Source organism: Actinophytocola sp. KF-1 (assembly GCF_054661535.1).
In genome coordinates, this window is the sequence record NZ_BAAFVK010000006.1 from 429,910 (window position 1) to 450,638 (window position 20,729).

Annotated in this window: 21 protein-coding genes; 13 read left to right on the forward strand and 8 right to left on the reverse strand. The window is 70.9% G+C overall.

What is annotated here, in order from left to right; genetic code table 11:
- The first annotated feature begins 8 nt into the window (after nucleotides 1-8).
- Nucleotides 9-1,193 (forward strand): molecular chaperone DnaJ, encoded by a 1,185-nt coding sequence (gene dnaJ, locus ACYQ77_RS20820; protein ID WP_459713683.1) that lies wholly within the window; start codon nucleotides 9-11, stop codon nucleotides 1,191-1,193.
- Complete coding sequence (locus ACYQ77_RS20825) at nucleotides 1,193-1,621, forward strand: heat shock protein transcriptional repressor HspR (RefSeq protein WP_459713685.1); 429 nt, start codon at nucleotides 1,193-1,195, stop codon at nucleotides 1,619-1,621. Before dnaJ ends, ACYQ77_RS20825 begins: the two co-directional genes overlap by 1 nt.
- Nucleotides 1,622-1,727: 106 nt before the next feature.
- On the opposite strand, the gene ACYQ77_RS20830 is transcribed toward ACYQ77_RS20825, so the two are convergent.
- Complete coding sequence (locus tag ACYQ77_RS20830; RefSeq protein WP_459713984.1) at nucleotides 1,728-2,831, reverse strand: globin domain-containing protein; 1,104 nt, start codon at nucleotides 2,829-2,831, stop codon at nucleotides 1,728-1,730.
- A 438-nt stretch (nucleotides 2,832-3,269) separates the two neighbouring features.
- On the opposite strand from ACYQ77_RS20830, the gene ACYQ77_RS20835 reads away from it, so the two are divergent.
- Nucleotides 3,270-3,878 (forward strand): pyridoxamine 5'-phosphate oxidase family protein, encoded by a 609-nt coding sequence (locus ACYQ77_RS20835; protein ID WP_459713686.1) that lies wholly within the window; start codon nucleotides 3,270-3,272, stop codon nucleotides 3,876-3,878.
- A gap of 294 nt (nucleotides 3,879-4,172) precedes the next feature.
- On the forward strand, nucleotides 4,173-6,764 hold the full coding sequence (gene clpB, locus ACYQ77_RS20840; protein ID WP_459713688.1) for an ATP-dependent chaperone ClpB: 2,592 nt from the start codon (nucleotides 4,173-4,175) through the stop codon (nucleotides 6,762-6,764).
- Between the two features lie 43 nt (nucleotides 6,765-6,807).
- On the opposite strand, the gene ACYQ77_RS20845 is transcribed toward clpB, so the two are convergent.
- From ACYQ77_RS20845 to ACYQ77_RS20860, 4 genes are read right to left on the reverse strand one after another with little or no spacing between them, the layout of a single operon-like run.
- Nucleotides 6,808-8,934 carry an alpha/beta hydrolase family protein gene (locus ACYQ77_RS20845; protein ID WP_459713690.1) on the reverse strand — a complete coding sequence of 709 codons (2,127 nt, stop codon included), beginning with the start codon at nucleotides 8,932-8,934 and terminating at the stop codon, nucleotides 6,808-6,810.
- Nucleotides 8,935-8,943: 9 nt separating this feature from the next.
- Nucleotides 8,944-9,921, reverse strand: coding sequence for a transporter (locus ACYQ77_RS20850; protein WP_459713692.1), 978 nt, complete (start codon nucleotides 9,919-9,921; stop codon nucleotides 8,944-8,946).
- Nucleotides 9,918-10,799, reverse strand: a complete 882-nt coding sequence (locus ACYQ77_RS20855) for an ABC transporter ATP-binding protein (protein ID WP_459713695.1) — start codon at nucleotides 10,797-10,799, stop codon at nucleotides 9,918-9,920. The genes ACYQ77_RS20850 and ACYQ77_RS20855 overlap by 4 nt, the downstream gene beginning before the upstream one ends.
- Nucleotides 10,796-11,188, reverse strand: a complete 393-nt coding sequence (locus ACYQ77_RS20860) for a GntR family transcriptional regulator (protein WP_459713698.1) — start codon at nucleotides 11,186-11,188, stop codon at nucleotides 10,796-10,798. Before ACYQ77_RS20860 ends, ACYQ77_RS20855 begins: the two co-directional genes overlap by 4 nt.
- A gap of 120 nt (nucleotides 11,189-11,308) precedes the next feature.
- On the opposite strand from ACYQ77_RS20860, the gene ACYQ77_RS20865 reads away from it, so the two are divergent.
- From ACYQ77_RS20865 to ACYQ77_RS20900, 8 genes are all read left to right on the forward strand, one after another.
- Nucleotides 11,309-12,007, forward strand: a complete 699-nt coding sequence (locus tag ACYQ77_RS20865; RefSeq protein ID WP_459713700.1) for a type III secretion system chaperone family protein — start codon at nucleotides 11,309-11,311, stop codon at nucleotides 12,005-12,007.
- Nucleotides 12,007-12,786, forward strand: coding sequence for an SDR family NAD(P)-dependent oxidoreductase (locus ACYQ77_RS20870; RefSeq protein WP_459713702.1), 780 nt, complete (start codon nucleotides 12,007-12,009; stop codon nucleotides 12,784-12,786). The genes ACYQ77_RS20865 and ACYQ77_RS20870 overlap by 1 nt, the downstream gene beginning before the upstream one ends.
- A 59-nt stretch (nucleotides 12,787-12,845) precedes the next feature.
- Complete coding sequence (locus ACYQ77_RS20875; RefSeq protein ID WP_459713704.1) at nucleotides 12,846-13,670, forward strand: phospholipid scramblase-related protein; 825 nt, start codon at nucleotides 12,846-12,848, stop codon at nucleotides 13,668-13,670.
- Between the two features lie 58 nt (nucleotides 13,671-13,728).
- Nucleotides 13,729-14,283 (forward strand): orotate phosphoribosyltransferase, encoded by a 555-nt coding sequence (gene pyrE / locus ACYQ77_RS20880; protein ID WP_459713706.1) that lies wholly within the window; start codon nucleotides 13,729-13,731, stop codon nucleotides 14,281-14,283.
- A 42-nt stretch (nucleotides 14,284-14,325) separates the two neighbouring features.
- Nucleotides 14,326-14,994, forward strand: a complete 669-nt coding sequence (locus tag ACYQ77_RS20885; protein WP_459713709.1) for a LemA family protein — start codon at nucleotides 14,326-14,328, stop codon at nucleotides 14,992-14,994.
- A gap of 20 nt (nucleotides 14,995-15,014) precedes the next feature.
- A complete protein-coding gene (locus ACYQ77_RS20890) occupies nucleotides 15,015-15,404 on the forward strand; it encodes a DUF2784 domain-containing protein (RefSeq protein WP_459713712.1) in 390 nt (129 codons plus the stop codon).
- On the forward strand, nucleotides 15,350-16,000 hold the full coding sequence (locus ACYQ77_RS20895; RefSeq protein WP_459713714.1) for a TrmH family RNA methyltransferase: 651 nt from the start codon (nucleotides 15,350-15,352) through the stop codon (nucleotides 15,998-16,000). Before ACYQ77_RS20890 ends, ACYQ77_RS20895 begins: the two co-directional genes overlap by 55 nt.
- Nucleotides 16,001-16,106: 106 nt before the next feature.
- Nucleotides 16,107-16,478, forward strand: coding sequence for a transposase family protein (locus ACYQ77_RS20900; RefSeq protein ID WP_459713716.1), 372 nt, complete (start codon nucleotides 16,107-16,109; stop codon nucleotides 16,476-16,478).
- 7 nt (nucleotides 16,479-16,485) lie between these two features.
- Here the strand turns inward: ACYQ77_RS20900 and ACYQ77_RS20905 are convergent, their stop codons facing one another.
- Nucleotides 16,486-17,115 (reverse strand): AfsR/SARP family transcriptional regulator, encoded by a 630-nt coding sequence (locus ACYQ77_RS20905; protein WP_459713717.1) that lies wholly within the window; start codon nucleotides 17,113-17,115, stop codon nucleotides 16,486-16,488.
- Between the two features lie 149 nt (nucleotides 17,116-17,264).
- Between ACYQ77_RS20905 and ACYQ77_RS20910 the strand changes: the two genes are divergently transcribed.
- The gene (locus ACYQ77_RS20910; RefSeq protein ID WP_459713719.1) at nucleotides 17,265-17,471 is read left to right on the forward strand and encodes a DUF397 domain-containing protein; all 207 of its coding nucleotides are present in this window, start codon (nucleotides 17,265-17,267) and stop codon (nucleotides 17,469-17,471) included.
- A gap of 34 nt (nucleotides 17,472-17,505) precedes the next feature.
- Here ACYQ77_RS20910 and ACYQ77_RS20915 read toward each other — a convergent pair whose 3' ends face one another.
- Together ACYQ77_RS20915 and ACYQ77_RS20920 are read right to left on the reverse strand one after the other, a co-directional pair.
- Nucleotides 17,506-18,372: a helix-turn-helix domain-containing protein gene (locus ACYQ77_RS20915; protein WP_459713721.1), complete on the reverse strand. Its 867-nt coding sequence runs from the start codon at nucleotides 18,370-18,372 to the stop codon at nucleotides 17,506-17,508.
- A 117-nt stretch (nucleotides 18,373-18,489) separates the two neighbouring features.
- On the reverse strand, nucleotides 18,490-20,628 hold the full coding sequence (locus ACYQ77_RS20920) for a molybdopterin-dependent oxidoreductase (RefSeq protein WP_459713722.1): 2,139 nt from the start codon (nucleotides 20,626-20,628) through the stop codon (nucleotides 18,490-18,492).
- Nucleotides 20,629-20,729: the final 101 nt, after the last annotated feature.

Consider the following 20,729-nt stretch of genomic DNA (forward strand, 5'->3'; position numbering starts at 1 on the left):
GACGTCCGGTGAGTGCGCGGGACTGGATCGACAAGGACTTCTACCGCGAGTTGGGCGTCTCGTCCGACGCCACCGACGCCGAGATCAAGAAGGCGTACCGCAAGCTCGCTCGTGAGCTGCACCCCGACGCCAACCCGGGCAACGCCCAGGCGGAGGCGCGGTTCAAGGCGGTGTCCGAGGCCTACGGGGTCCTCGGCGACGCGGAGAAGCGCAAGCAGTACGACGAGGCCCGCCGGCTCTTCGGATCCGGCGGGTTCCGCCCCGGCGGCTTCGGCGGTTTCGGCGGGGGCGGCGGCGGATCGACGTTCGACTTCAGCGACATCTTCGCCGGCAGCCAGCCCGGCGCGGGTGCGGGCGGTGGCATCAGCGATCTGCTCGGCAACCTGTTCGGCCGCCGCGGCGGCGGTTCGGCGTCCGCCAACCGGGCGCGCCGGGGCGCCGACGTGGAGACCGAGGTGCGGATCGACTTCGTGGAGGCGGTGAAGGGCGCGACGGTCCCGTTGCGCCTGTCGAGCCCCTCCACGTGCGACACCTGCCACGGCTCCGGCGCCAAGCCGGGCACCTCGCCGCGCACGTGTCCCACGTGTGCCGGCGCGGGCCTGGTGAGCCGGTCGCAGGGCGCGTTCGCGTTCAGCGAGCCGTGCCGGGACTGCCGCGGCACGGGCCGGATCGTCGACGACCCGTGCCCGGAGTGCGGCGGCGACGGCGTCAGCACGAAGCAGCGCACGCTGACCGTGCGGATCCCGCCGGGCGTCGACGACGACCAGCGGATCCGCCTCGCGGGCCAGGGCGAACCGGGCACCGGCGGCGGCAACGCGGGCGACCTGTACGTCCGGGTGCACGTCACGCCGCACGCGGTGTTCGGCAGGTCGGGCAACGATCTGACGCTGAAGGTGCCGGTGACCTTCACCGAGCTGGCGCTGGGCACGACACTGGAGGTGCCGACACTCGAGGGCAAGGTGGCCCTGCGGGTGGCGCCCGGCACGGCCAGCGGCCGGGTCCTGCGCGTGCGCGGCAAGGGGATCGTCCGGCGCGACGGGCAGGCGGGCGACCTGCTGGTGACCCTGCAGGTGGCGGTCCCGTCCAACATGGACGACAAGGCCAAGGCCGCGCTCGAGGAGTACGCGGCCGCGACCGCGGACCACGACCCGCGACCGGACCTGACCGCGATGCTGTCTGAACGGAGTCGGTGATGACCGGGATCCCGTTTCCGCCCGGAGCTGACGAGGACACGCCCGTCTTCGTGATCTCGGTGGCCGCCGAGCTGTCCGGCCTGCACGCGCAGACCCTGCGCGGCTACGACCGGATGGGGATCGTGTCACCGGGCCGCACGTCCGGCGGTGGCCGCCGGTACTCCATGCGGGACATCGCCCTGCTCCGCGAGGTGCAGCGGCTGTCCCAGGAGCAGGGCGTCAACCTGGCGGGCATCAAGCGCATCATCGAACTCGAGCACGAGGTCGACGCGCTGCGCGCCAGGGTGGCGGAACTGACGGAGGAACTGGCGGCGGTCCACGCGGCGGCAGAACAGGCCGCGGCGGCCATCCACCGCTCGTACCGGAACGAACTGGTGCCCGTGACGCGGCAGACCGCACTGGTGGTGTGGAAGCCGCGCAAGAAGTAGCTGTACCGAACCGGAGGGGCTGTGTCCGTGGGACATGGCCCCTTCGGCGTCTTGTGGGGTCCTTCGATCGACGTCAGGACCGGGACGGTGACGGCGTGACCGGCGCTCAGTCCACGGTGAACGGGTCGTACGTGATGCGGTCCAGTGCCGTCCCCGCGACCAGCATCCGCGACACCGTGGACCGGACCATGGCCGGGGAGCCGGACACGAGCACGTCGTGGTCCTGCCAGGCGCCGTGGCGGGTCACGACGTCGGCCAGGGTGCCCTTCTCCACCGCGGGCAGGGTCGAGTCCGATTCCAGCACCGGCACGACCTTCAGCCACGGGTTGGTCGCCGCGGTGGCCTGGAGGTTTTCCAGGTCGTACAGGTCGGCGCGGACGCGGCCGCCGAAGAAGAGCTGGACCTTCGGGTTCTTGCCCCACTGCGCGAGGTGCTCGATGATCGCGCGCATCGGGGCGATGCCCGTGCCGCCCGCGATCATCAGCACGTCCCGGCCGGACTCGCGGTTCACCGCCAGCCTGCCCATCGGCGGGCCGATGCGCCACACGTCACCGACTTCGCCGTGGGTGACGATGGCGCGGGAGACCCAGCCGGTGGGCACGGCGCGGATGTGGAACTCGAGCAGGCCGTCCTCGCGCGGGGCGGTGGCCGGCGTGAAGTAGCGCCACATCCTGGGCCGCTGCGGCACCTCGACGCTCAGGTACTGCCCCGGCTGGTACGGCACCGGCTGGTCGGGCTGCACCCTGACCACCGCCAGGTCCCTTGTCAGGCGGTGGCGTTCGACGACGGTCCCGTTCCACCAGGCCGGGCCCTCGTCGGAGCTGGACGCCTCCAGCATGGCCCTGGCCATGATCGTGTACGCCTCGGCCCACGCGCGTTCGACCTCCTCGGTCCACGCGGCCTTGGCGTGCTGCTTGATCGCGGCGAGCAGCGCCATGCCGACGGCCTCGAAGTGGCTCGGGATCACCCCGAACTTGCGGTGGTCGCGGCCGAGCTGCCGCAGGAACGGCAGCAGGTCGTCGGGGCGGTCCACCATCTGCACGATGTGGACGAGCGCGCGCAGCAGCCGCGAGCGCTGCACCTCCATGTTCACCGGGAACATCTCCCGGGTGGCGGGCGCGATGCTGAACAGCGTCGCGTAGAAGTGCTTCGCGACCTGGTCGGCGCGCGGCTCGACGACGGTCCAGCTGTCACGGACCAGGCGCACCATCGTCGCGAGTGGTTCCTCGCTCTGCCGGCTGTCCTGGTTCGGTAAGGGGCTCACAACGGCGTTGGCTGTCATGGTCGGGACACAGTCCACCTCTCGGCGTCCGGGGCTCGACGCCAGGTCACCTCGGTCGTCGTCCGTCCCCGACATCGAGACACTAGACGGAAACTCCCCGGTTGTCCGCCCTCCATCCACTTTCGTGTGACGGGCAACTACCGCGCGTGGTCGAGCTGGGACGTTCAGGCGACATGCCGGGTCCAATGTTCGCATTTACCTCGCCGTTATGAAAACGTGTCCGCCGTGCGTCCTGATCTGGTGACTCCCACGGGTGTCGCTGATGCGGCCCTGCTCGACCTCGAGATCGCGGAACCTCCGGTGCCGGCGCCGCCACCGTCAGTGGCCCCACCGACGGTCCAGCTTCGCCCGATCGGACCACCTCCGGTGCCAGGGTGCGATGGTGAGCGGCTGCTGCAGCGGGCCTACGGCACGACCGAGCGTGCCGAGCGCTTCTACCGCGACCAGGTGCTCGACCACCTGAACCCCGAGATGATCGAGTTCGTCGGGCGGATGGACATGGCGTTCATCGGCACGGCGGACGCGGGCGGTGAGTGCGACGCCAGCTTCCGCGCGGGCCCGCCCGGCTTCCTGCACGTCCTCGACCCGCGCCGCGTCGCCTACCCCGAGTACCGCGGCAACGGCGTCCTGGCGAGCCTCGGCAACATCAGTGAGAACCCGCACGTCGCGGTGCTGATGATCGACTTCGTGCGGGACCTGATCGGCCTGCACGTCAACGGGCGCGCCAGCATCATCGACGACACCGAGCTGCGCCTCGAGCACCCCGCGCTCCCGGTGACCGACGAACGCGGCCGCACCCCCGAGCGCTGGGTCGTCGTGCACGTGGAGGAGGCTTACGTCCACTGCCGCAAGCACATCCCCCGGTTGCAGCCGGTCTCCCGCGACCGGGACTGGGGCACCGACGACACGCGGCGCAAGGGTGGGGACTACTTCAACGTCCGCGCGCGCCAGAACACGCCTGCCGGCTACCGCTGAGAGTTGATCAGGCCGTCCCCTCGGTTCCGCACTCGTTCACCCGGGTGGCGGTAGCGCTCCGGCTCCGGGACTCTCGACCTTGGTGCGGACGTGCATCATGCACACCGGCCTGTGGATAAGCACCTGGGGTTTGTGGACAAGTGGGCACCCGCTGTGGACAACCCTGATGGGACATGTGGGTGAGACGGAACCAAACCATCGTGACCTTGCGCTAAGTCGGAGTTGAGCGGAACACACTCAACTTTGCTGACGTTAGGCATAGTGAGTACGACTGCGTTGCACGTGAGGGGACCCATGGACGCTTTCAACCCGACCACCAAGACACAGCAGGCCATCTCGGCGGCCGCGCAGGCCGCCACCGTGGCCGGCAACCCGGACGTGAAGCCGGTGCACCTGCTCGGCGCGCTGCTCGCGCAGGGCGACGGGCTGACCGCGCCCCTGCTGCAGGCGGTCGGAGCCGACCCGAACGTGGTGCGCAAGGAGCTGGACCAGCTGGCGAGCTCGCTGCCGTCCGCGACCGGCTCGACCGTGTCCGCGCCGCAGCTGGACAGCGAGGCGCTGCGCTCGGTCACGCACGCGCAGAAGCTCGCGACCGAGATGGGCGACGAGTACGTGTCCACCGAGCACCTGCTGGTGGGCCTCGCCGCGCAGGGCGGCGCCGTCGGGCAGCTGCTGAACCGCCACGGCGCGACCCCCGAGGCGCTCCGTGAGGCGTTCGCCAACGTGCGCGGCTCCGCGCGGGTCACGAGCCCCGACCCCGAGTCGACCTACAAGGCCCTGGAGAAGTACGGCCTCGACCTGACCGAGCGGGCCCGCAAGGGCGAGCTGGACCCGGTCATCGGCCGCGACGCGGAGATCCGCCGGGTCGTGCAGGTGCTGTCGCGGCGGACCAAGAACAACCCGGTGCTGATCGGTGAGCCCGGCGTCGGCAAGACGGCGATCGTCGAGGGCCTCGCCCAGCGGATCGTCGGCGGCGACGTGCCGCAGTCGCTGCTCGGCAAGCGGGTCGTGGCGCTGGACCTCGGGTCCATGGTCGCGGGCGCGAAGTTCCGCGGCGAGTTCGAGGAGCGGCTCAAGGCCGTGCTCAAGGAGATCACCGAGTCGGCGGGCCAGGTCATCACGTTCATCGACGAGCTGCACACGATCGTCGGCGCGGGCGCGACCGGCGAGGGCGCGATGGACGCGGGCAACATGATCAAGCCGATGCTCGCCCGCGGTGAGCTGCGGATGGTCGGCGCGACCACGCTCGACGAGTACCGCGAGCACATCGAGAAGGACGCCGCGCTGGAGCGCCGCTTCCAGCAGGTGCTGGTCGGCGAGCCGTCCGTCGAGGACACCGTCGGCATCCTGCGCGGCCTCAAGGAGCGCTACGAGGTGCACCACGGTGTGCGGATCACCGACGGCGCGCTGGTCGCCGCGGCCACGCTGTCCGACCGCTACATCACCGCGCGCTTCCTGCCGGACAAGGCCATCGACCTCGTCGACGAGGCCGCGTCCCGCCTGCGCATGGAGATCGACTCCCGGCCCGTCGAGATCGACGAGGTGGAGCGGGCCGTGCGGCGCCTCGAGATCGAGGAGATGGCGCTCGAGAAGGAGGACGACCCCGCGTCGAAGCAGCGGCTGGCCGCGCTGCGCGGCGAGCTGGCCGAGAAGCGGGAGGCGCTGACCGCGCTGACCGCCCGCTGGCAGAACGAGAAGGGCGCCATCGAGAAGGTCCGCGACCTCAAGGAGCAGCTGGAGCAGCTGCGCGGCGAGTCGGAGCGGGCCGAGCGCGACGGCGACCTCGGCCGCGCGGCAGAACTGCGCTACGGCCGGATCCCGCAGCTGGAGAAGGAGCTCGAGGCGGCCACGGCGACCGCGGAGCGCGCCGAGGAGCAGGCCATGCTGAAGGAGGAGGTCGGCCCGGACGACGTCGCGGACGTCGTGTCGGCGTGGACCGGCATCCCGGCGGGCAGGCTGCTCGAGGGCGAGACCGCGAAGCTGCTGCGCATGGAGGACGCCATCGCGCAGCGGGTCGTCGGCCAGGCCGAGGCCGTGCGCGTCGTGTCCGACGCGGTGCGCCGGGCGCGGGCCGGTGTCGCCGACCCGGACCGGCCGACGGGTTCGTTCCTGTTCCTCGGCCCGACCGGTGTCGGCAAGACCGAGCTGGCGAAGGCGCTCGCCGAGTTCCTGTTCGACGACGAGCGGGCCATGATCCGCATCGACATGTCCGAGTACTCGGAGAAGCACTCGGTCGCGCGGCTGGTCGGCGCCCCGCCCGGGTACGTCGGCTACGACCAGGGCGGCCAGCTCACCGAGTCCGTGCGGCGGCGTCCGTACAGCGTGGTGCTGCTGGACGAGGTCGAGAAGGCGCACCCGGACGTGTTCGACGTGCTGCTGCAGGTCCTCGACGACGGTCGCCTGACCGACGGGCAGGGCCGCACGGTCGACTTCCGCAACACGATCCTGGTGCTCACGTCGAACCTGGGCTCGCAGGCGATCGCGGACGTGACGCTCGACGAGCAGCAGCGCAAGGACGCGGTGCTGTCGGTGGTGCAGCGGCACTTCAAGCCGGAGTTCCTGAACCGGCTCGACGACGTGGTGGTGTTCCACTCGCTCGCGACCGAGGAGCTGACGTCCATCGTGGACATCCAGGTGGCTGCGCTCGGCCGTCGTCTCGCGGCCCGGCGCCTGACGCTGGACGTGAGCCCGGCGGCGCGGGACTGGCTCGCCATCAACGGTTTCGACCCGGTGTACGGGGCCCGGCCGCTGCGGCGGCTGGTGTCCTCGGCGATCGGTGACCAGCTGGCGAAGTCCCTGCTGGCCGGTGAGATTCGCGACGGCGACACGGTCCGCGTGGACGTCACACCGGACAACGCGGCGCTGATCGTCGGCCGCGCACTCTAGGACACGCGAAAGCGGCGCCTCCCCCTGGAAGGCGCCGCTTTTCCTATGCGCAGAAGGAGATCTCCGGGTACTCCGGTGACGGCGCCGCCAGCAGCGGAGGCTCCTCACCGCGCAGGTTCCGGTCGAGGAACGCGCCCACGTACGCCCGCGTGATCGCCGTGGCCCGCGCCCCGCTGACGGTGGCGCCGATGTCGACACCCAGCTTGTCGGCCAGCAGGCCGACGTCGGTGAACGACGCGTGCTGCGCCCCGTTCAGCGTGAGCCACCGCTTCCACGCGGTCAGGTGCTCCCAGTCGTCCTCGACGAACTGCTCCGAGCAGGACGGGAACGGCGCCCCCGGCGGGTACTTGACCAGGTACAGGAACGGCCGGTCCAGGTCCTCGGTCAGCGGGAGGTACGCCCGCCCGTCGATGTCGAACCCGGCCGTGATCCGCTCGTCCGCGACCAGTGCCGTCGTCGCGCTGCCGCCACCGGCCGAGTGCCCGCCCATCGCGATCCGCGACGGGTCGATCTGCCGGTACCGGCGCAGCAGCTCGTCGATGACGAACGACACGTCCCGCGCGCGGCCCTGCGCGAGCTTCTCCCAGAACCCGGGCAGGTGGTCGACCTCGCACGACGCGCACCCGAGGAACCGGCCGTCGGGGAAGCTCGTGCCGTAGTTCTCGTACGTGTGACCGACGACCACGACGACGTAGCCGTGGCTCGCGAGGTCCTCGGCCAGCGCGGTGAGCGTGGCGCGTGGCTTCGTGTAGCCCGGGGACAGCACCACGAGCGGTGACCGGCCCACCGGCCGGGCGTTCGCCACGGAGTTCGTCCGCACGGTCGTCAGCAGGTCCGGCGGCAGGTCGGTGAGACCGCCGTCGTCCAGCAGTGCCGCCGATTCCGCCGCGGTCACGTACCGCGTCCTCGGTCCGTGGGCGGACGCGGCCGGGTAGAACAGCGACACCATCAGCTCCCGGTACGGCACGGACGGCACCCAGGGGTCGGCCCTGGACGTGTCCTTCAGGTACAGCGTCCGGGACCCGACGGGCCGGTTCCCGGTCGGGCGGGGCAGCGCGAGGTCCTTCGGGAACGACACCTCGGGGTACCGCGCCGACGGCGCGTCCAGCAGCGGCTGGGCCTTCCCGCGCAGGTGCAGGTCCAGGAACGCCCGGACGTACGTGCGTGTGATGGCCTGCGCGCGCTCGGCCGCGATCGTGGCGCCGGTGTCGAAACCCATCTGCTCCAGCAGGATCCCGACGTCGGTGAACGACACGTGCTTCGCGCCGTCGACCAGCAGCCACCGCTTCCAGCCGGTCAGGCCGGCCCACGTGCGGTCCCACGTGGCCGCGGGGTCGCCGCTGCCGGGCGTGTACTGCTCGGCCCGCCCGAGGAACAGGAACGGTTTCGCCAGCCCGGTTTCCGGGACGATGTCGTAGGTGCTGCCGTCGATGTCGAACCCGGCCTTGAGCCGGGGATCGCCGAGCAGCCCGGCGACGCTGCTCGCGCCACCCGCGGAGTGGCCGCCCATCACGACGCGGGACGGGTCGATCTGCCGGTACCGCGGGAGCAGCTCGTCGAGCACGAACGACACGTCGGTGGCCCGGCCCTGGTTCAGCTTGATCCAGACCGCCTCGTCCTTCGCCATCTCGCACGTGACGCACGTGGTGACGCGGCCGTCGGGGAAGGACTGCCCGACGTTCTCGTAGGTGTGGTCGACGACCGCGACGAAGTACCCGTGGCTCGCCAGGTCCTCCGCGGTCGACGTGAGCGTGGCGCGCGGCTTGCTGTGCCCGGGCGACAGGACGACCAGCGGCAGGCTGTGTGCGCGTCCGGACGGTCGGGCGTCCTGGACGGAGTTGGTGCGCACGGTGCTCAGCAGGTCCGGCGGCAGGTCGGTGAGACCGCCGTCGGCCAGCAACAGCCGGGATTCCTCGGGTGTCATGTACCGCGCCCTCGGTCCGTGGGCGGACGCGGCCGGGTAGAACAGCGAGACCATCAGCTCCCGGTAGGGCACGTCAGTCACCCACGGGTCGGGCCGGGACGTGTCCTTCAGGTACAGCGCGGTCGTGCCGACCGCCTGTGTGCCCGTCGGTGCCGGTAATCGAAGTGTCCGTGCGGCGGCCGCGGGCGTCGCGGCGACGGCCGTCATGGCGACGGCGAGTGCGGTGAGCGCGGTGAGCGTGCGCATGGATCCCCCTTACACATGGCGAATTCGCCGGAAGCAGAACCAGGTCAGCAGCCCGGACAGCACGAGGAAGAGCCCCGTCTCCATCCACTGCAGCGGCCAGAACCGGCTGCCCGGCTGGTAGGTGATGCGTTGCGTGTAGCCGAGCTCGCCCAGCTGCGCGACGCAGTCGATCAACGTCCCCGGCTCCGGGAACTGGTCCCGCGACGGGATGCAGTCCTGCACCGACGTCGGCAGCGGCGCGACCGCCGTGCCGGCCGGGTCGACGGTCGCGTTGCCGAGCATCCACGCGCCCGCGGGCTTGTGCAGGACGATCTCGTCGATCACGCCGGAGTCGTTCCCCCTGATGCCCTCGATCGCCGTCGCGGTGATCGGGAGCGACTGCTCCACGGGCGGCAGGAGGTACGGGCGGACAAGGAACGGGACCGCGACCATCACCGCGGCGAACGCGACGAGGGTGACGGCCATGGCGGCGACGGTGCGGCGCAACAGGATCCCGGCCGCGACCCCGAGCACGAACCCGAAGGCCGCGTACCCGATCGCCACGATCCCCCGTGCCCCGAAGATCACCGGTGACATGCGCGTGATCGAGAAGTAGTCCGTCTGCTCGGCGGCCGCGGCGTCGATGGGGCTCGCCCACCAGCTGACCACGGCGCTCAGGAGCCCGCCGACGACCATCGCCGCCACCACGCCGACACCCAGCTTCGCCGTGAGCCACCGGGTGCGCGTGATGCTCTGGTTCCAGATCAGGTTGTGCGTGCCGGTCTCCAGCTCGCGCGCCACGAGCGGCACACCCCAGAAGACCCCGATGACGCCGGGCAGCGCGTACAGCAGGAACGCCGTGCCGCCGTACACGGCGTCCATGTCGGAGAAGTCGTTGCGGTGCACCAGGTCCGCGCCGGTGACCGCCAGGAACACGCAGACCACGACCACCGGGAGGAACACCGACGCGACCGGGACGCGGAACTGCCGCCAGGTCAACCAGGTCATCGCAGCACCTCCAGTGCGGGACGGGCGGTGACCGGGTTGCTCATGTACTCGAGCACCAGGTCCTCCAGGGTGAGCTGCCCGACCGTCCACGACGGATCGAGGACCGGCCCTTCGGCGCGCACGACGACGGTGGTCTGCCGGTCGGTGTGGCTCGCGGAGATCACGTGCTGGTCCGACGGCAGCGTGTCGAGGTCCCGCCGGGGACCGGTCAGCCGGTGGTGCGTGGCGAGCAGGTCCTCGACGTCACCGGTGATCCGCACCTGCGAGTCGACGAGCACGATCATCTGGTCGCACACCCGTTCCAGGTCGGCGACCAGGTGTGACGACAGCACGACCGACATCCCGTGCTCGGCGACCGACTCCATGAGGTCGGACAGGAACTCCCGCCTGGCGAGCGGGTCGAGCGCCGCCACCGGTTCGTCGAGCAGCAGCAGCTCGGGCCGCTTCGCGACGCCGATGGTGAGCGCGAGCTGTGCCCGCTGACCGCCGGAGAGCTTCCCCGCCTGCTGCCGCGGGTCGAGCCCGATCCGTTCCACCCGCCGCTGCGCGAGCTTGGCGTCCCAGTTCGGGTTGAGCCGCTCGCCGAGCCGCAGGTGGTCCGCGACGGTCAGCCCCGGGTAGACCGGCGTGCTCTGCGCGACGTAGCCGACCTTCGCGAGCTGCTCCGGGCCGCTGCCCGGCACGCCGCCGCACACCTCGATGGTCCCCGTCGTCGGCTCGAGCATGCCGGCGGCGAGGTTCAGCAGTGTCGACTTGCCCGCGCCGTTCGGGCCGACGAGACCGGTCACGTGCCCCGGCTCGATCTCCAGCGTGCAGCCCGCGAGAGCCTGCCGCCGCTTGTACTCCTTGCCCAGTCCCCGGGCCCGCAAGACGGTCACGCTATGTCCTCTCTCGCGGCGCTGCGAAACGTGGACACGAACAGCGCCTCGATGCTCTCGTCGTCGAGACCGGCCTTGCGGGCCTTGGCGAGCCAGCGCCGCAGGTCCTGGCGGAGCGGGCCGTGGGCGGCGAGCGTGTTGTTCGCGAGCGTGGCCGTCACGAACGTGCCGACGCCCGGCCGCGCCGCGACGAGTCCCTCGTGTTCCAGCTCCCGGTACGCCTTGAGCACGGTGTTCGGGTTGATCGCGAGCGCCGCCACCACGTCCTTGACCTTCGGCAGCTGGTCGCCCTCGCGGAGCAGGCCCAGCCGGAGCGCGTGGCGCACCTGCTGGACCACCTGTTGGTAGGGCGACAGGCCGGACCTGCCGTCCAGGTGAAACTCGATCACGCGTTCCTCCATTTATCTAGCTAACTAGCACTATAGATAAACAGGCGGCCGGCGCGCCACTCCGGATGACAGGGGGCCTGTGATCTTCGTTCCGGCGCCGTGACGGCTACTCTTTGGCGGGTGGGCATACCGGCATGGGTGTGGTTCGTCGTGGCGGTGGTCGCCGGGCTGGCCGGCGCCGCGCTGTTGCTGCGTGACCGCGCCCGCCTGACCTCGCGGAACCGGGAGCGGCGCCGCTGGGCCGCGCTGCGTGGCTGGCAGTTCGCGGAAACGGACCACCTGCTGCCGACCCAGTGGGAGGGCGGCGCGATCGCGTTCCACGGCGGCGGCGTCGCGCACGACGTGGTCGCCGGGTCGACGTTCACCGCGGACGGGCGCCGCAAGGTGTACGTGTTCGACCTGGAGACGAACGGCCGCGTCGTCGCGGTCGTCGTGGCCGTCCAGTGCAGGCGTGTGCTGCCCGCCGTGGTCGAGCTGTGGCTGCCGAGCGCGCCGTTCCAGCGGGACACGATGCCCGAGCTGCTCGGCCCGGTCGGCCAGCGCTACGCGTTCGTGTCCGACATCGCCGCCGCCCGCGGCCTGATCACCCCGGACCTGGTCGACGCGACCGAGGAGATCGGCGCGGACATCCCGGTGGCGTGGATCGAGGCGGGCTGGGTGCTGGCGAGCGTCGCGCCGCACGCGTCACCGTCGCGGCTGGAGCGGCTGCTGCGCGGCGTGGGTGAGATCGCGGACGTCATCGACCCGTTCGACGCCGAGGTCGACCCGGTCGGCGAGCACGAGCACCCGACCGGACGGCACGGGGAGCGGCAGGACTGATGCCCACCGCACTCGTCACCGGGGCCACCGCCGGGATCGGGGCCGCCTTCGCGAGGAAGCTCGCCGAGGAGGGCTACGACCTGGTGATCGTCGCCCGCACGGAGGAACGGCTGCGGGAGGTCGCGGCCGGGCTGTCCGGCCGGTACGGCGTCGCGGTCACGCCGATGGCCGCGGACCTGTCGGACGCCAGTGCCCGCAAGCGTGTGGAGGAGCGGCTGGCCGACGACGAGCAGCCGATCGACCTGCTGGTCAACAACGCGGGCTTCGGCACCCGGGGCGCGTTCGCCACCACCGGCATCGACCACCTGCAGTCCCAGCTGGACGTGAACGTCACCAGCGTGCTGCGGCTGACCCGCGCCGCGTTGCCCGGCATGATCGACCGCGGCCACGGCGCGGTCGTGAACGTGTCGAGCGTGGCGGGTTTCTTCCCGGCCACCGGCCCGACCTACGGGGCGTCGAAGGCGTGGGTGACCGCGTTCTCCGAGGGCATGGCCGTCAACCTCGCGGGCACCGGCGTGCGGGTGATGGCGCTGTGCCCCGGGTTCACGAAGACGGAGTTCCACGACCGGGCGGGCGACGACAAGGCACCCCTGCCGGACCGCTTCATGCTGGACGCCGACCGCGTGGTGGCCGACTGCCTGCGTGATCTCCGGCGGGGACGGACCCGTTCCGTGCCCGGTGCCGTGTACAAGGCGCTGCTGGCGGTGCCCAGGTTGCTGCCGAACGCGGTGCTGCGCCGCCTCGAGGCCAGGGTGACGAGCGGCCGGGACCGCACCTGACGTACGTGAGTATTCGGACAATGGCTGCGCCGGGCCGTCCGCGATGACAAGCTGCCCCCATGACGCAGCCGCCTGGTTGGTACCCCGAGCAGCCCGGGTCCACCGTTCTCCGCTGGTGGGACGGCCGCCAGTGGACCCAGCACACGCAGCAGGCCCAGCAACACCAGCAGGCGCCGCGCAGCGACGCCAGTCCCTGGGAGATCCAGGTCGGCAGGGGCCCTGACCCGGACAAGATCCGGGAGCAGACCCGCGCCGCGGGCGTCGGGCAGGCCGGGTACGGCGGCGGCACGCTGTTCACCGAGCCCGTGCTGGTGGTCAACCAGAAGGTCAAGCTCATCGAGATGGCCAACGAGTACGCGGTGTTCGACCAGCACGGCAGGCAGCTCGGGTCGGTCGCCCAGGTCGGGCAGAACGCGTTCAAGAAGGCCGTCCGGTTCTTCACCAGCTACGACCAGTTCCTCACCCACCGCCTGGAGGTCCGGGACGTCAACCACCAGCCGGTGCTGATGCTGACCAGGCCCGCGAAGGTGTTCAAGTCGCGGATCATCGTGCAGCGGCCGGACGGGTACGAGGTCGGCCAGATCGTGCAGGAGAACGTGTTCGGCAAGATCCGGTTCTCGTTCGTCGTCGGCGAGCAGCAGGTCGGCGGCATCCAGGCGGAGAACTGGCGCGCGTGGAACTTCGCCGTGCTCGACCACACGGGCGCCGAGATCGCCCGCATCACGAAGACGTGGGAGGGCTTCGCGAAGACGATGTTCACCACGGCCGACAACTACGTGGTGCAGATCCACCGGCCGCTGCAGGACCCGCTCGCGAGCATGGTCGTCGCGTCCGCGCTGACCGTGGACACCGCGCTCAAGCAGGACGAACGCGGCTTCGGCTGATGTGACTTCTGGCGTGCCGCTACGCCGAGGGCGCAGGTCCGTGAGACAGTGTGGACCTGTGCGCACCCTCGACGTCACCGCTAAGGGCGAGCTCGCCCGTCTCGTCACCGAACTGGCCGTGGTACACGGGCGCGTGACGCTCGCGTCCGGCAAGGAAGCCGACTACTACGTCGACCTCCGCCGCGCCACCCTCCACCACGCGGCCGCCCCGCTCATCGGCAGGCTGCTGCGCCAGCTCACCGCCGACTGGGACTACGTCGCCGCCGGCGGGCTCACGCTCGGCGCCGACCCGGTCGCGTACGCGATGATGCACGCCGCCGCGAACGTCGGTGAGGTGCTGGACGTGTTCGTGGTGCGCAAGGAGACCAAGTCGCACGGCATGCAGCGGCGCGTCGAGGGCATCGAGGTCGCGGGGCAGCCCGTGCTGGCCGTCGAGGACACCTCGACCACCGGCGGCAGCGTGCTCACCGCGGTCGACGCGCTCGAGGAGGCGGGGGCGCGGGTCGTCGGCGTCGCCACGGTCGTCGACCGGAACACCGGGGCGCGCGAGGCGATCGAGGCACGCGGCCTCCCCTACCGCTACCTGCTGGATCTCGCCGACCTGGGTTTGTGAGTCACGCCGCGGACCCGCGGTGCGCGGTATAGCCTCACCGGCGTGACAGCGGTACTGATCATCGTCGTGGTCGTGGTGGCGATCATCGTCGTCGGCGTGGTCGCGTTCATCTCGATGTACAACAGGTTCGCGCGGCAGCGGAACACCGTCGAGGAGTCGTGGCGCCAGGTCGACGTCGAGCTGCGGCGCAGGCACGACCTGATCGGCAACCTGGTCGAGGTCACCAGGGCGTCGGCCCGGTTCGAGCAGCAGACGCTGACGCAGGTCGTCGCCGCCCGCTCGCAGGCCCTCGCCGCGCACGGCGCGGGCCCCGCCGCCCAGGGGCAGGCCGAGCGGGCGCTGAGCGGCGCGCTGTCGAACCTCTTCGCCGTCGCCGAGCAGTACCCGGACCTGAAGGCGAACCAGAACTTCCTCGACCTGCAGCGGCAGACGGCCGAGACCGAGGACCGGATCGCGGCGGGCAGGCGGTCCTACAACGACAACGTGCGTGCCTACAACACGCGGTTCGACACGTTCCCGTCGAGCATCGTCGCGAACGTCGGCAAGTTCCAGAAGCGCGAGTACTACGAGGTCGACGACCCCACCGTGCGGGCGGCGCCGTCGCTCGAGGGCGCGTTCGACGCGCTGAACACGCCGACGCCGCCGCTCGGCCAGCGGGCCGTGCCGCCGTCCGCGGGCCCGCCACCAGCGCAGCAGCCGCCCCAGGGTTGATTTTTCGGTAGCGTGGCGGTATGGCCGGATTACTCGCCGATGTGACGATGGTGGTGCACTTCGTCGCGCTGCTGTACATCGGTCTCGGCGGGTTCCTGGCCTGGCACTGGCCAAGATCGATCTTCGTGCACGTGTTCTTCGCGGCATGGGGCGTCATCGTGAACGTCACGCCGGTCCCGTGCCCGCTGACCGCCCTGGAAGACTGGTTCCGCGGCATGCAGGGCCTCGGCCCGCTGCCCGGCGGTTTCAACGAGTACTACATCTACGACGAGATCATTCCCCGCCCGCTGCTCCCCGTGGTCGCGGTCGGCGCGGTCGTGCTGCTGGTCGTGTCGTACGCAGGAGTGTGGGTGCGGTGGCGGAGGAGTCCGGTCCGACCGAGTGGGAGTTCGGCGAGCCCGTCGGCGTAGGTCCCTGGGAAGGTGACTGGCCTGCGGACGACCGCTACGACCCCGCGCTGCTCGCCGAGGGCGACCGCCGCAACGTGGTCGACCACTACCGCTACTGGCGTCGGGACGCCGTCGTCGCGGACCTCGACACCCGCCGCCACGACTTCCACGTCGCCATCGAGAACTTCCAGCACGACCACAACATCGGCACGGTCGTCCGCACCGCCAACGCGTTCGCGGCCCGCGCGGTCCACATCGTCGGCCGGCGCCGCTGGAACCGCCGCGGCGCCATGGTCACCGACCGGTACCAGCACGTGCACCACCACCCGGACATGGCTGCGCTGCTGGACTTCGCGACCGCGGCGGGCCTCGCCGTCGTGGCCGTCGACAACACCCCGGGCGCGGCCCGCCTGGAGACGGTGTCGCTGCCGCGCCGCTGCGTGCTCGTGTTCGGGCAGGAGGGCCCCGGCCTCACCGAGGACGCACGCAAGCAGGCCACCCAGGTCGTGTCGATCGCCCAGTTCGGCTCGACGCGCTCGATCAACGCGGGTGTCGCGGCGGGCATCGTCATGCACGCGTGGATCCGCGAACACGCCGACCTGGACAAGGCGTGGTGACTCAGTGGGCGTTATCCAGAAGTGTTGATCTTGTAGACAGCGCAACAGCCCCGCCTGGCCAGGATCGTTTTCCTTCCACAGAACACGATCGACCAGGGTGGGGCTGTTGCGGTACGAGGCTACGACGGGTCTTGATCATGCTCGGATTCAGGAGCTGGTCGCCCGGATCCAGCAGGTCACGGCCCCCGCGAAGCGGGGGCGGCGGCCGGTGCTGGGGTTGTACCGGCGGGTGGTGCTGACGCTGGTGTTGCTGCGGTCCAACACGGGGCAGACGATGCTGGCGGACTGGTTCGGGATCTCCCAGCCCACGGTGTCCCGTGTCTACCGGGCGATGTTGCCGCTGCTGGAGCAGGTCACCGGCCTGCACCGGCCACCCCTGCCCGACGTGCTGCGCGGGCGGGTGGTTGTCGTGGACGGCACGATCGTGCCGGTCGGGAACCGCCGCACCGAATCGCTCACTGGAACAACCCACTTCTGAACAACGCTCAGTGACTCTCCACCTTGCTGATCCGCATCCGTAGGTCCCGCATCGGCTCCGGCACCGAGACACCCAGCTCGATCAGGTGCTCGTGGTAGCGGTGGTACAGCTCGACGGCCTCGTCCCGCTTGCCGGTCACGTCGAGCGCGTGCATGGCGAGCCCGACGACCTCGGTGTCCGCCAGCCGCTCGTGCGACAGCCGGACCAGGTCGGGGACGTACTGCCCGACGCGGCCGAGCCGGTACTCGACGCGGACCAGCGCGATCTCCCCGTTGCGGCGTTCCTCGCGCAGTGCGTGGCGGCACTTCGCGATCCGGCGGCCCGTCAGCCCGGCGAGCGGCTCGCCCGCGCACAGGTCGAGCACCGCGCGCAGCCGTGCGGCGGCCGTCCGGTCGTCGAGGCGGCCCGCCGCGGCGACCTGCGCGCTGAGCCGGTGCACGTCGACCCGGTCGGGCGCGATGTTCAAGCGCCACAACTGGTCCCGGTTGACCAGCACCTGCCTGCACCCGAGCGCGGTGAGCCTGCGGCGGAGGTCGCTCAGGTGCGTGTCGATGTCGTCGAAGGAGCTGTCGTCGCCGAGCCAGTCGGCCAGCTCGAGGCGGGACACCGCCCGGCCCCGCGCGAGCAGGAGTGGCACGACCAAACGTTGTTCATCGGCGGGACCGAGAACTGCACGTGCGTTTTCCCGTGCCGTTCCGACCTCGCCGAAGAGGTGAAACATGACATTTTCGGGCGAAAGAATGCCGGCCTCTTTCGTCATCTTCTGCCTTCGGTTTCCATGGACTCATGTACGGCATCGAGAACTGGATACGAGCGCACGCGACCTTCGCGAAGAGCAGCTTCAGCGAGGGCGGCAACTGCGTCGAGGTGGCCAGGACGGAGGTCATCGGCGTGCGGAACTCCAAGGATCCCGACGGTCCCGTGCTCCTGATCACCCGGAGTGCCTGGGAGGCCTTCGCGCGCGGATCAATCGCCCGCGCCTGCCGCGGATAATTCCCCGTTTCGAACCATCGGTGACCCCATCGTCCTATTCGGCGTGACTGTCGCGGAGTGCGGTGGCGACGCCCCGCAGGAATTCCCGCGCGTCGTCGCCGAAGAGCGCCGTCCGGCACAACTCGGACCAGCGGGTGCGGTACAGCTCCACGTGTTCCGCGGTGTCGACGGTCATGTCCGCGTGGATGGTCTCGACGGTGACCGTCGCGTCCGCGCCTTCGTCGCCCTCGTAGACGACGAAGTTGTGGGTCGTCAGCGCGGTGGCCTCGACGTCCAGCGGGATCACCCCGACGGTGACGTTCTCCAGCGTGCTGACCGACGCGATGCGGTCGAGCTGCGCCAGCTGCAGCGCGACCGGTCCGGGACGCCACCGCAGTGCCGTCTCGGTGATCAGGAAGTCGAAGCGCCGGTTCGGCTCGTACAGCGCGAGCTGGCGGTTCATCCTGCCCGCGACCTCGGCGGCGGGGTCGGCCGCGTCGTACTGCCTGCGGAACATGGTGATCACGCGGCGCGCGTACTCCGCCGTCTGCAACAGTCCCGGCACCAGCGCGGGCTGGAACGTGCGGACCCGGGCCGCGGTCGCCTCCAGGTCGTGCACGCTGTCCTGCAGGTTGCGGCGCCTGCGCACGACCGTGCGCCACGGGTGGACCTCGTCGTAGGCGGCCTCGATCAGGGCGGTCAGCCGCTCCTGCGTCTCGGCGGACACCCCCAGCTCCTTTCCCCAGGCAGTGACCTCCGGCAGGGACGGGACGACCGCGCCCGACTCGATCCGGGAGACCTTGGACTGGCTGATGCCGATCCGCTGCGCCAGGTCGCGGCCGGACACCCCGGCGAGGTCGCGGACTCGCCGCAGCTCCGCCGCCAGCAGCTCTCTGCCCGTTGCCTCGCCGGAGGTGTCCATGTCCCGTGAACCTTCCCGGTCATCCGAGCCCGGGATGATCCAAGATGATGCGTTATGATGCAGCATCACAACAAAGGCGCACGTGCATTGTCAAGGGCGATCGCGCATCAAAACGAATCAGACGGGTTCGATCTCCACCGGGATGCCGTTCAGCGCCGCCGTGCCCGAGAGCGCGTCGAGCAGCCGGTCGTCCGCCAGCACGTTCGTGTTCACGCCCGCGTGGGCCTTCGCGACCGACGCGCGGGTGCCGTCGACGTCGTGCCCCCAGCCGTGCGGGATGCTCACCACACCCGGCCGGATCGCGTCCGTGACCTCCACCGGGATCTTGATCTCCCCGGCACGTGAGCGGACCACCGCGGTCCCGCCGTCGGCGAGGCCGAGCCTGCTCGCGTCCGCCGGGTGCAGCTGTGCCGTGCACCGGTTCTGCCCGCGCACCAACGGTGCCAGGTTGTGCATCCACGAGTTGTTCGAGGACAGCTGCCGCCGCCCGATCAGCAGCAGCTCGCCGTTCACCGGCGTGGCCAGGACGTCCCGCAGCCGCGGCACGTCCGCGGTGATCGCCTCCGGCGCCAGCTCGATCCGGCCGGACGGCGTGCCGAGCACGTCCGGGATCCTCGGCGTGAGCGGTCCGAGGTCCACCCCGTGCGGCGCGGCTTCCAGGTCGGCGAGCGTCAGGTCGTACGGCCCGCCGCGCAGCATGATGTCGATCAGCCGTTCCGGCCCGCGCCGGTCGCCGACGGGTACGTCGTAGCGCTTCGCCATCTCGGCCGCCACGAAGTCGTCCAGCCCCGCGAGGTCCGCGCCGGCGCCCATGCCGGTCACGATCGCGGTCAGGCGCAGCAGCGTCTCCCACTCCTGCGGCACGTCCGCAGGCAGCACCGCGGGCGTCCAGTTCGCCACGTTGCGGACCGCGAGCTGGTACAGCGCGAGGTCGTAGTGCGGGCGTTCCAGTGGCGTCGGCCCCGGCAGCACGACGTCCGCGTGCTTGCTCGTCTCGTTCAGGTACACGTCGAGCGACACCATGAAGTCCAGCTGCCCCAGCGCTTCCGTGAGCCGGTCGGCGTTCGGCGTGGACAGGCACGGGTTGCCGCACACCGTGATCAGCGCGCGCACCTTGCCGTTGCCCGGCGTGGTGATCTCGTCGGCGAGCGTCGCGACCGGCAGCTCACCGACCACCTCCGGCAGCCCGCGCACGCGGCTGTGCCACCGGCCGGTCTTGAAGCCGCGCCGCTTGGACGGCCGCGCGTTGGACTGACCCGCGGCCGCGAGCGGGAACATGGCGCCGCCCTCGCGGTCCAGGTTGCCGGTCAGCACGTTCAGCACGTCGATCAGCCAGCTGGCGAGCGTGCCGAACGCCTGCGTGGTGGTGCCGATCCGGCCGTACACGGCGGCCCGCTCGGCCGCGGCCAGCTCGTGCGCCATGCGGCGGATGTCGTCGGCGGCGATGCCCGTGTGGGTCGCGACGGCGTCCGGGGTGAACGGCTCCGCCAGTGCCCGCACCTCGTCGACGCCGTTGACCGGTAGATCCCGCGTGTTCACCAGGTTCGCCGCGAACAGCTCGTTGACCAGCGCGAACAGCAGCAGCGCGTCGGTGCCGGGGCGGATCGGGTGGTGCTCGTCGGCGATCTCGGCGGTCCTGGACCGCTTCGGGTCGACCACCACGAGCTTGCCGCCGCGGTCGCGCAGCGCGCGCAGCCTGCCGCGGACGTCCGGCGCGGTCATGAGGCTGCCGTTGGACACGAGCGGGTTCGCGCCCAGCATCAGCAGGTGGCCGGTCCGGTCCAGGTCCGGCACCGGGATCGTGAACCCGCCGCCGAACATGTGCCCGGCCGAGAAGTGCTTCGGCACCTGGTCGACGGTGCCCGCGGTGTAGAAGTTCTTGGTGCCCAGCGCCTTGTAGAACGCGGGGCCGTACAGCGAGGTCGACGTGTTGTGCACCGACGGGTTGCCCGCGTACACCGCGACCGCGTCCCGCCCGTGCTCCGCCATGATCGGCAGGAGCCTGCGCTCGATCTCGGCGAACGCCTCGTCCCAGGTGGTCTCGACCAGCTCGCCGTCGCGGCGGACCAGTGGCCTGCGCAGCCGGTCCGGGTCGTGGTGCAGCGCGCCGAGCGACACGCCCTTGGGGCAGACGAACCCGCGGGAGAACACGTCGGCGTCGTCGCCGCGCACGCCGGTGACCTTGTCACCCTCGATCGTCACCGCCAGCCCGCAGGTCGCTTCGCACAGAGGACACGTCACCGGCGTGGTGGTCATGAGCCCCACTGTGACACAGGACGGTGACATCACCCTCCTGGCGGAAACATCAGAACCGATTCAGCACGCACGATGTAGAAGTGACGCAACGGGCCGGCTAT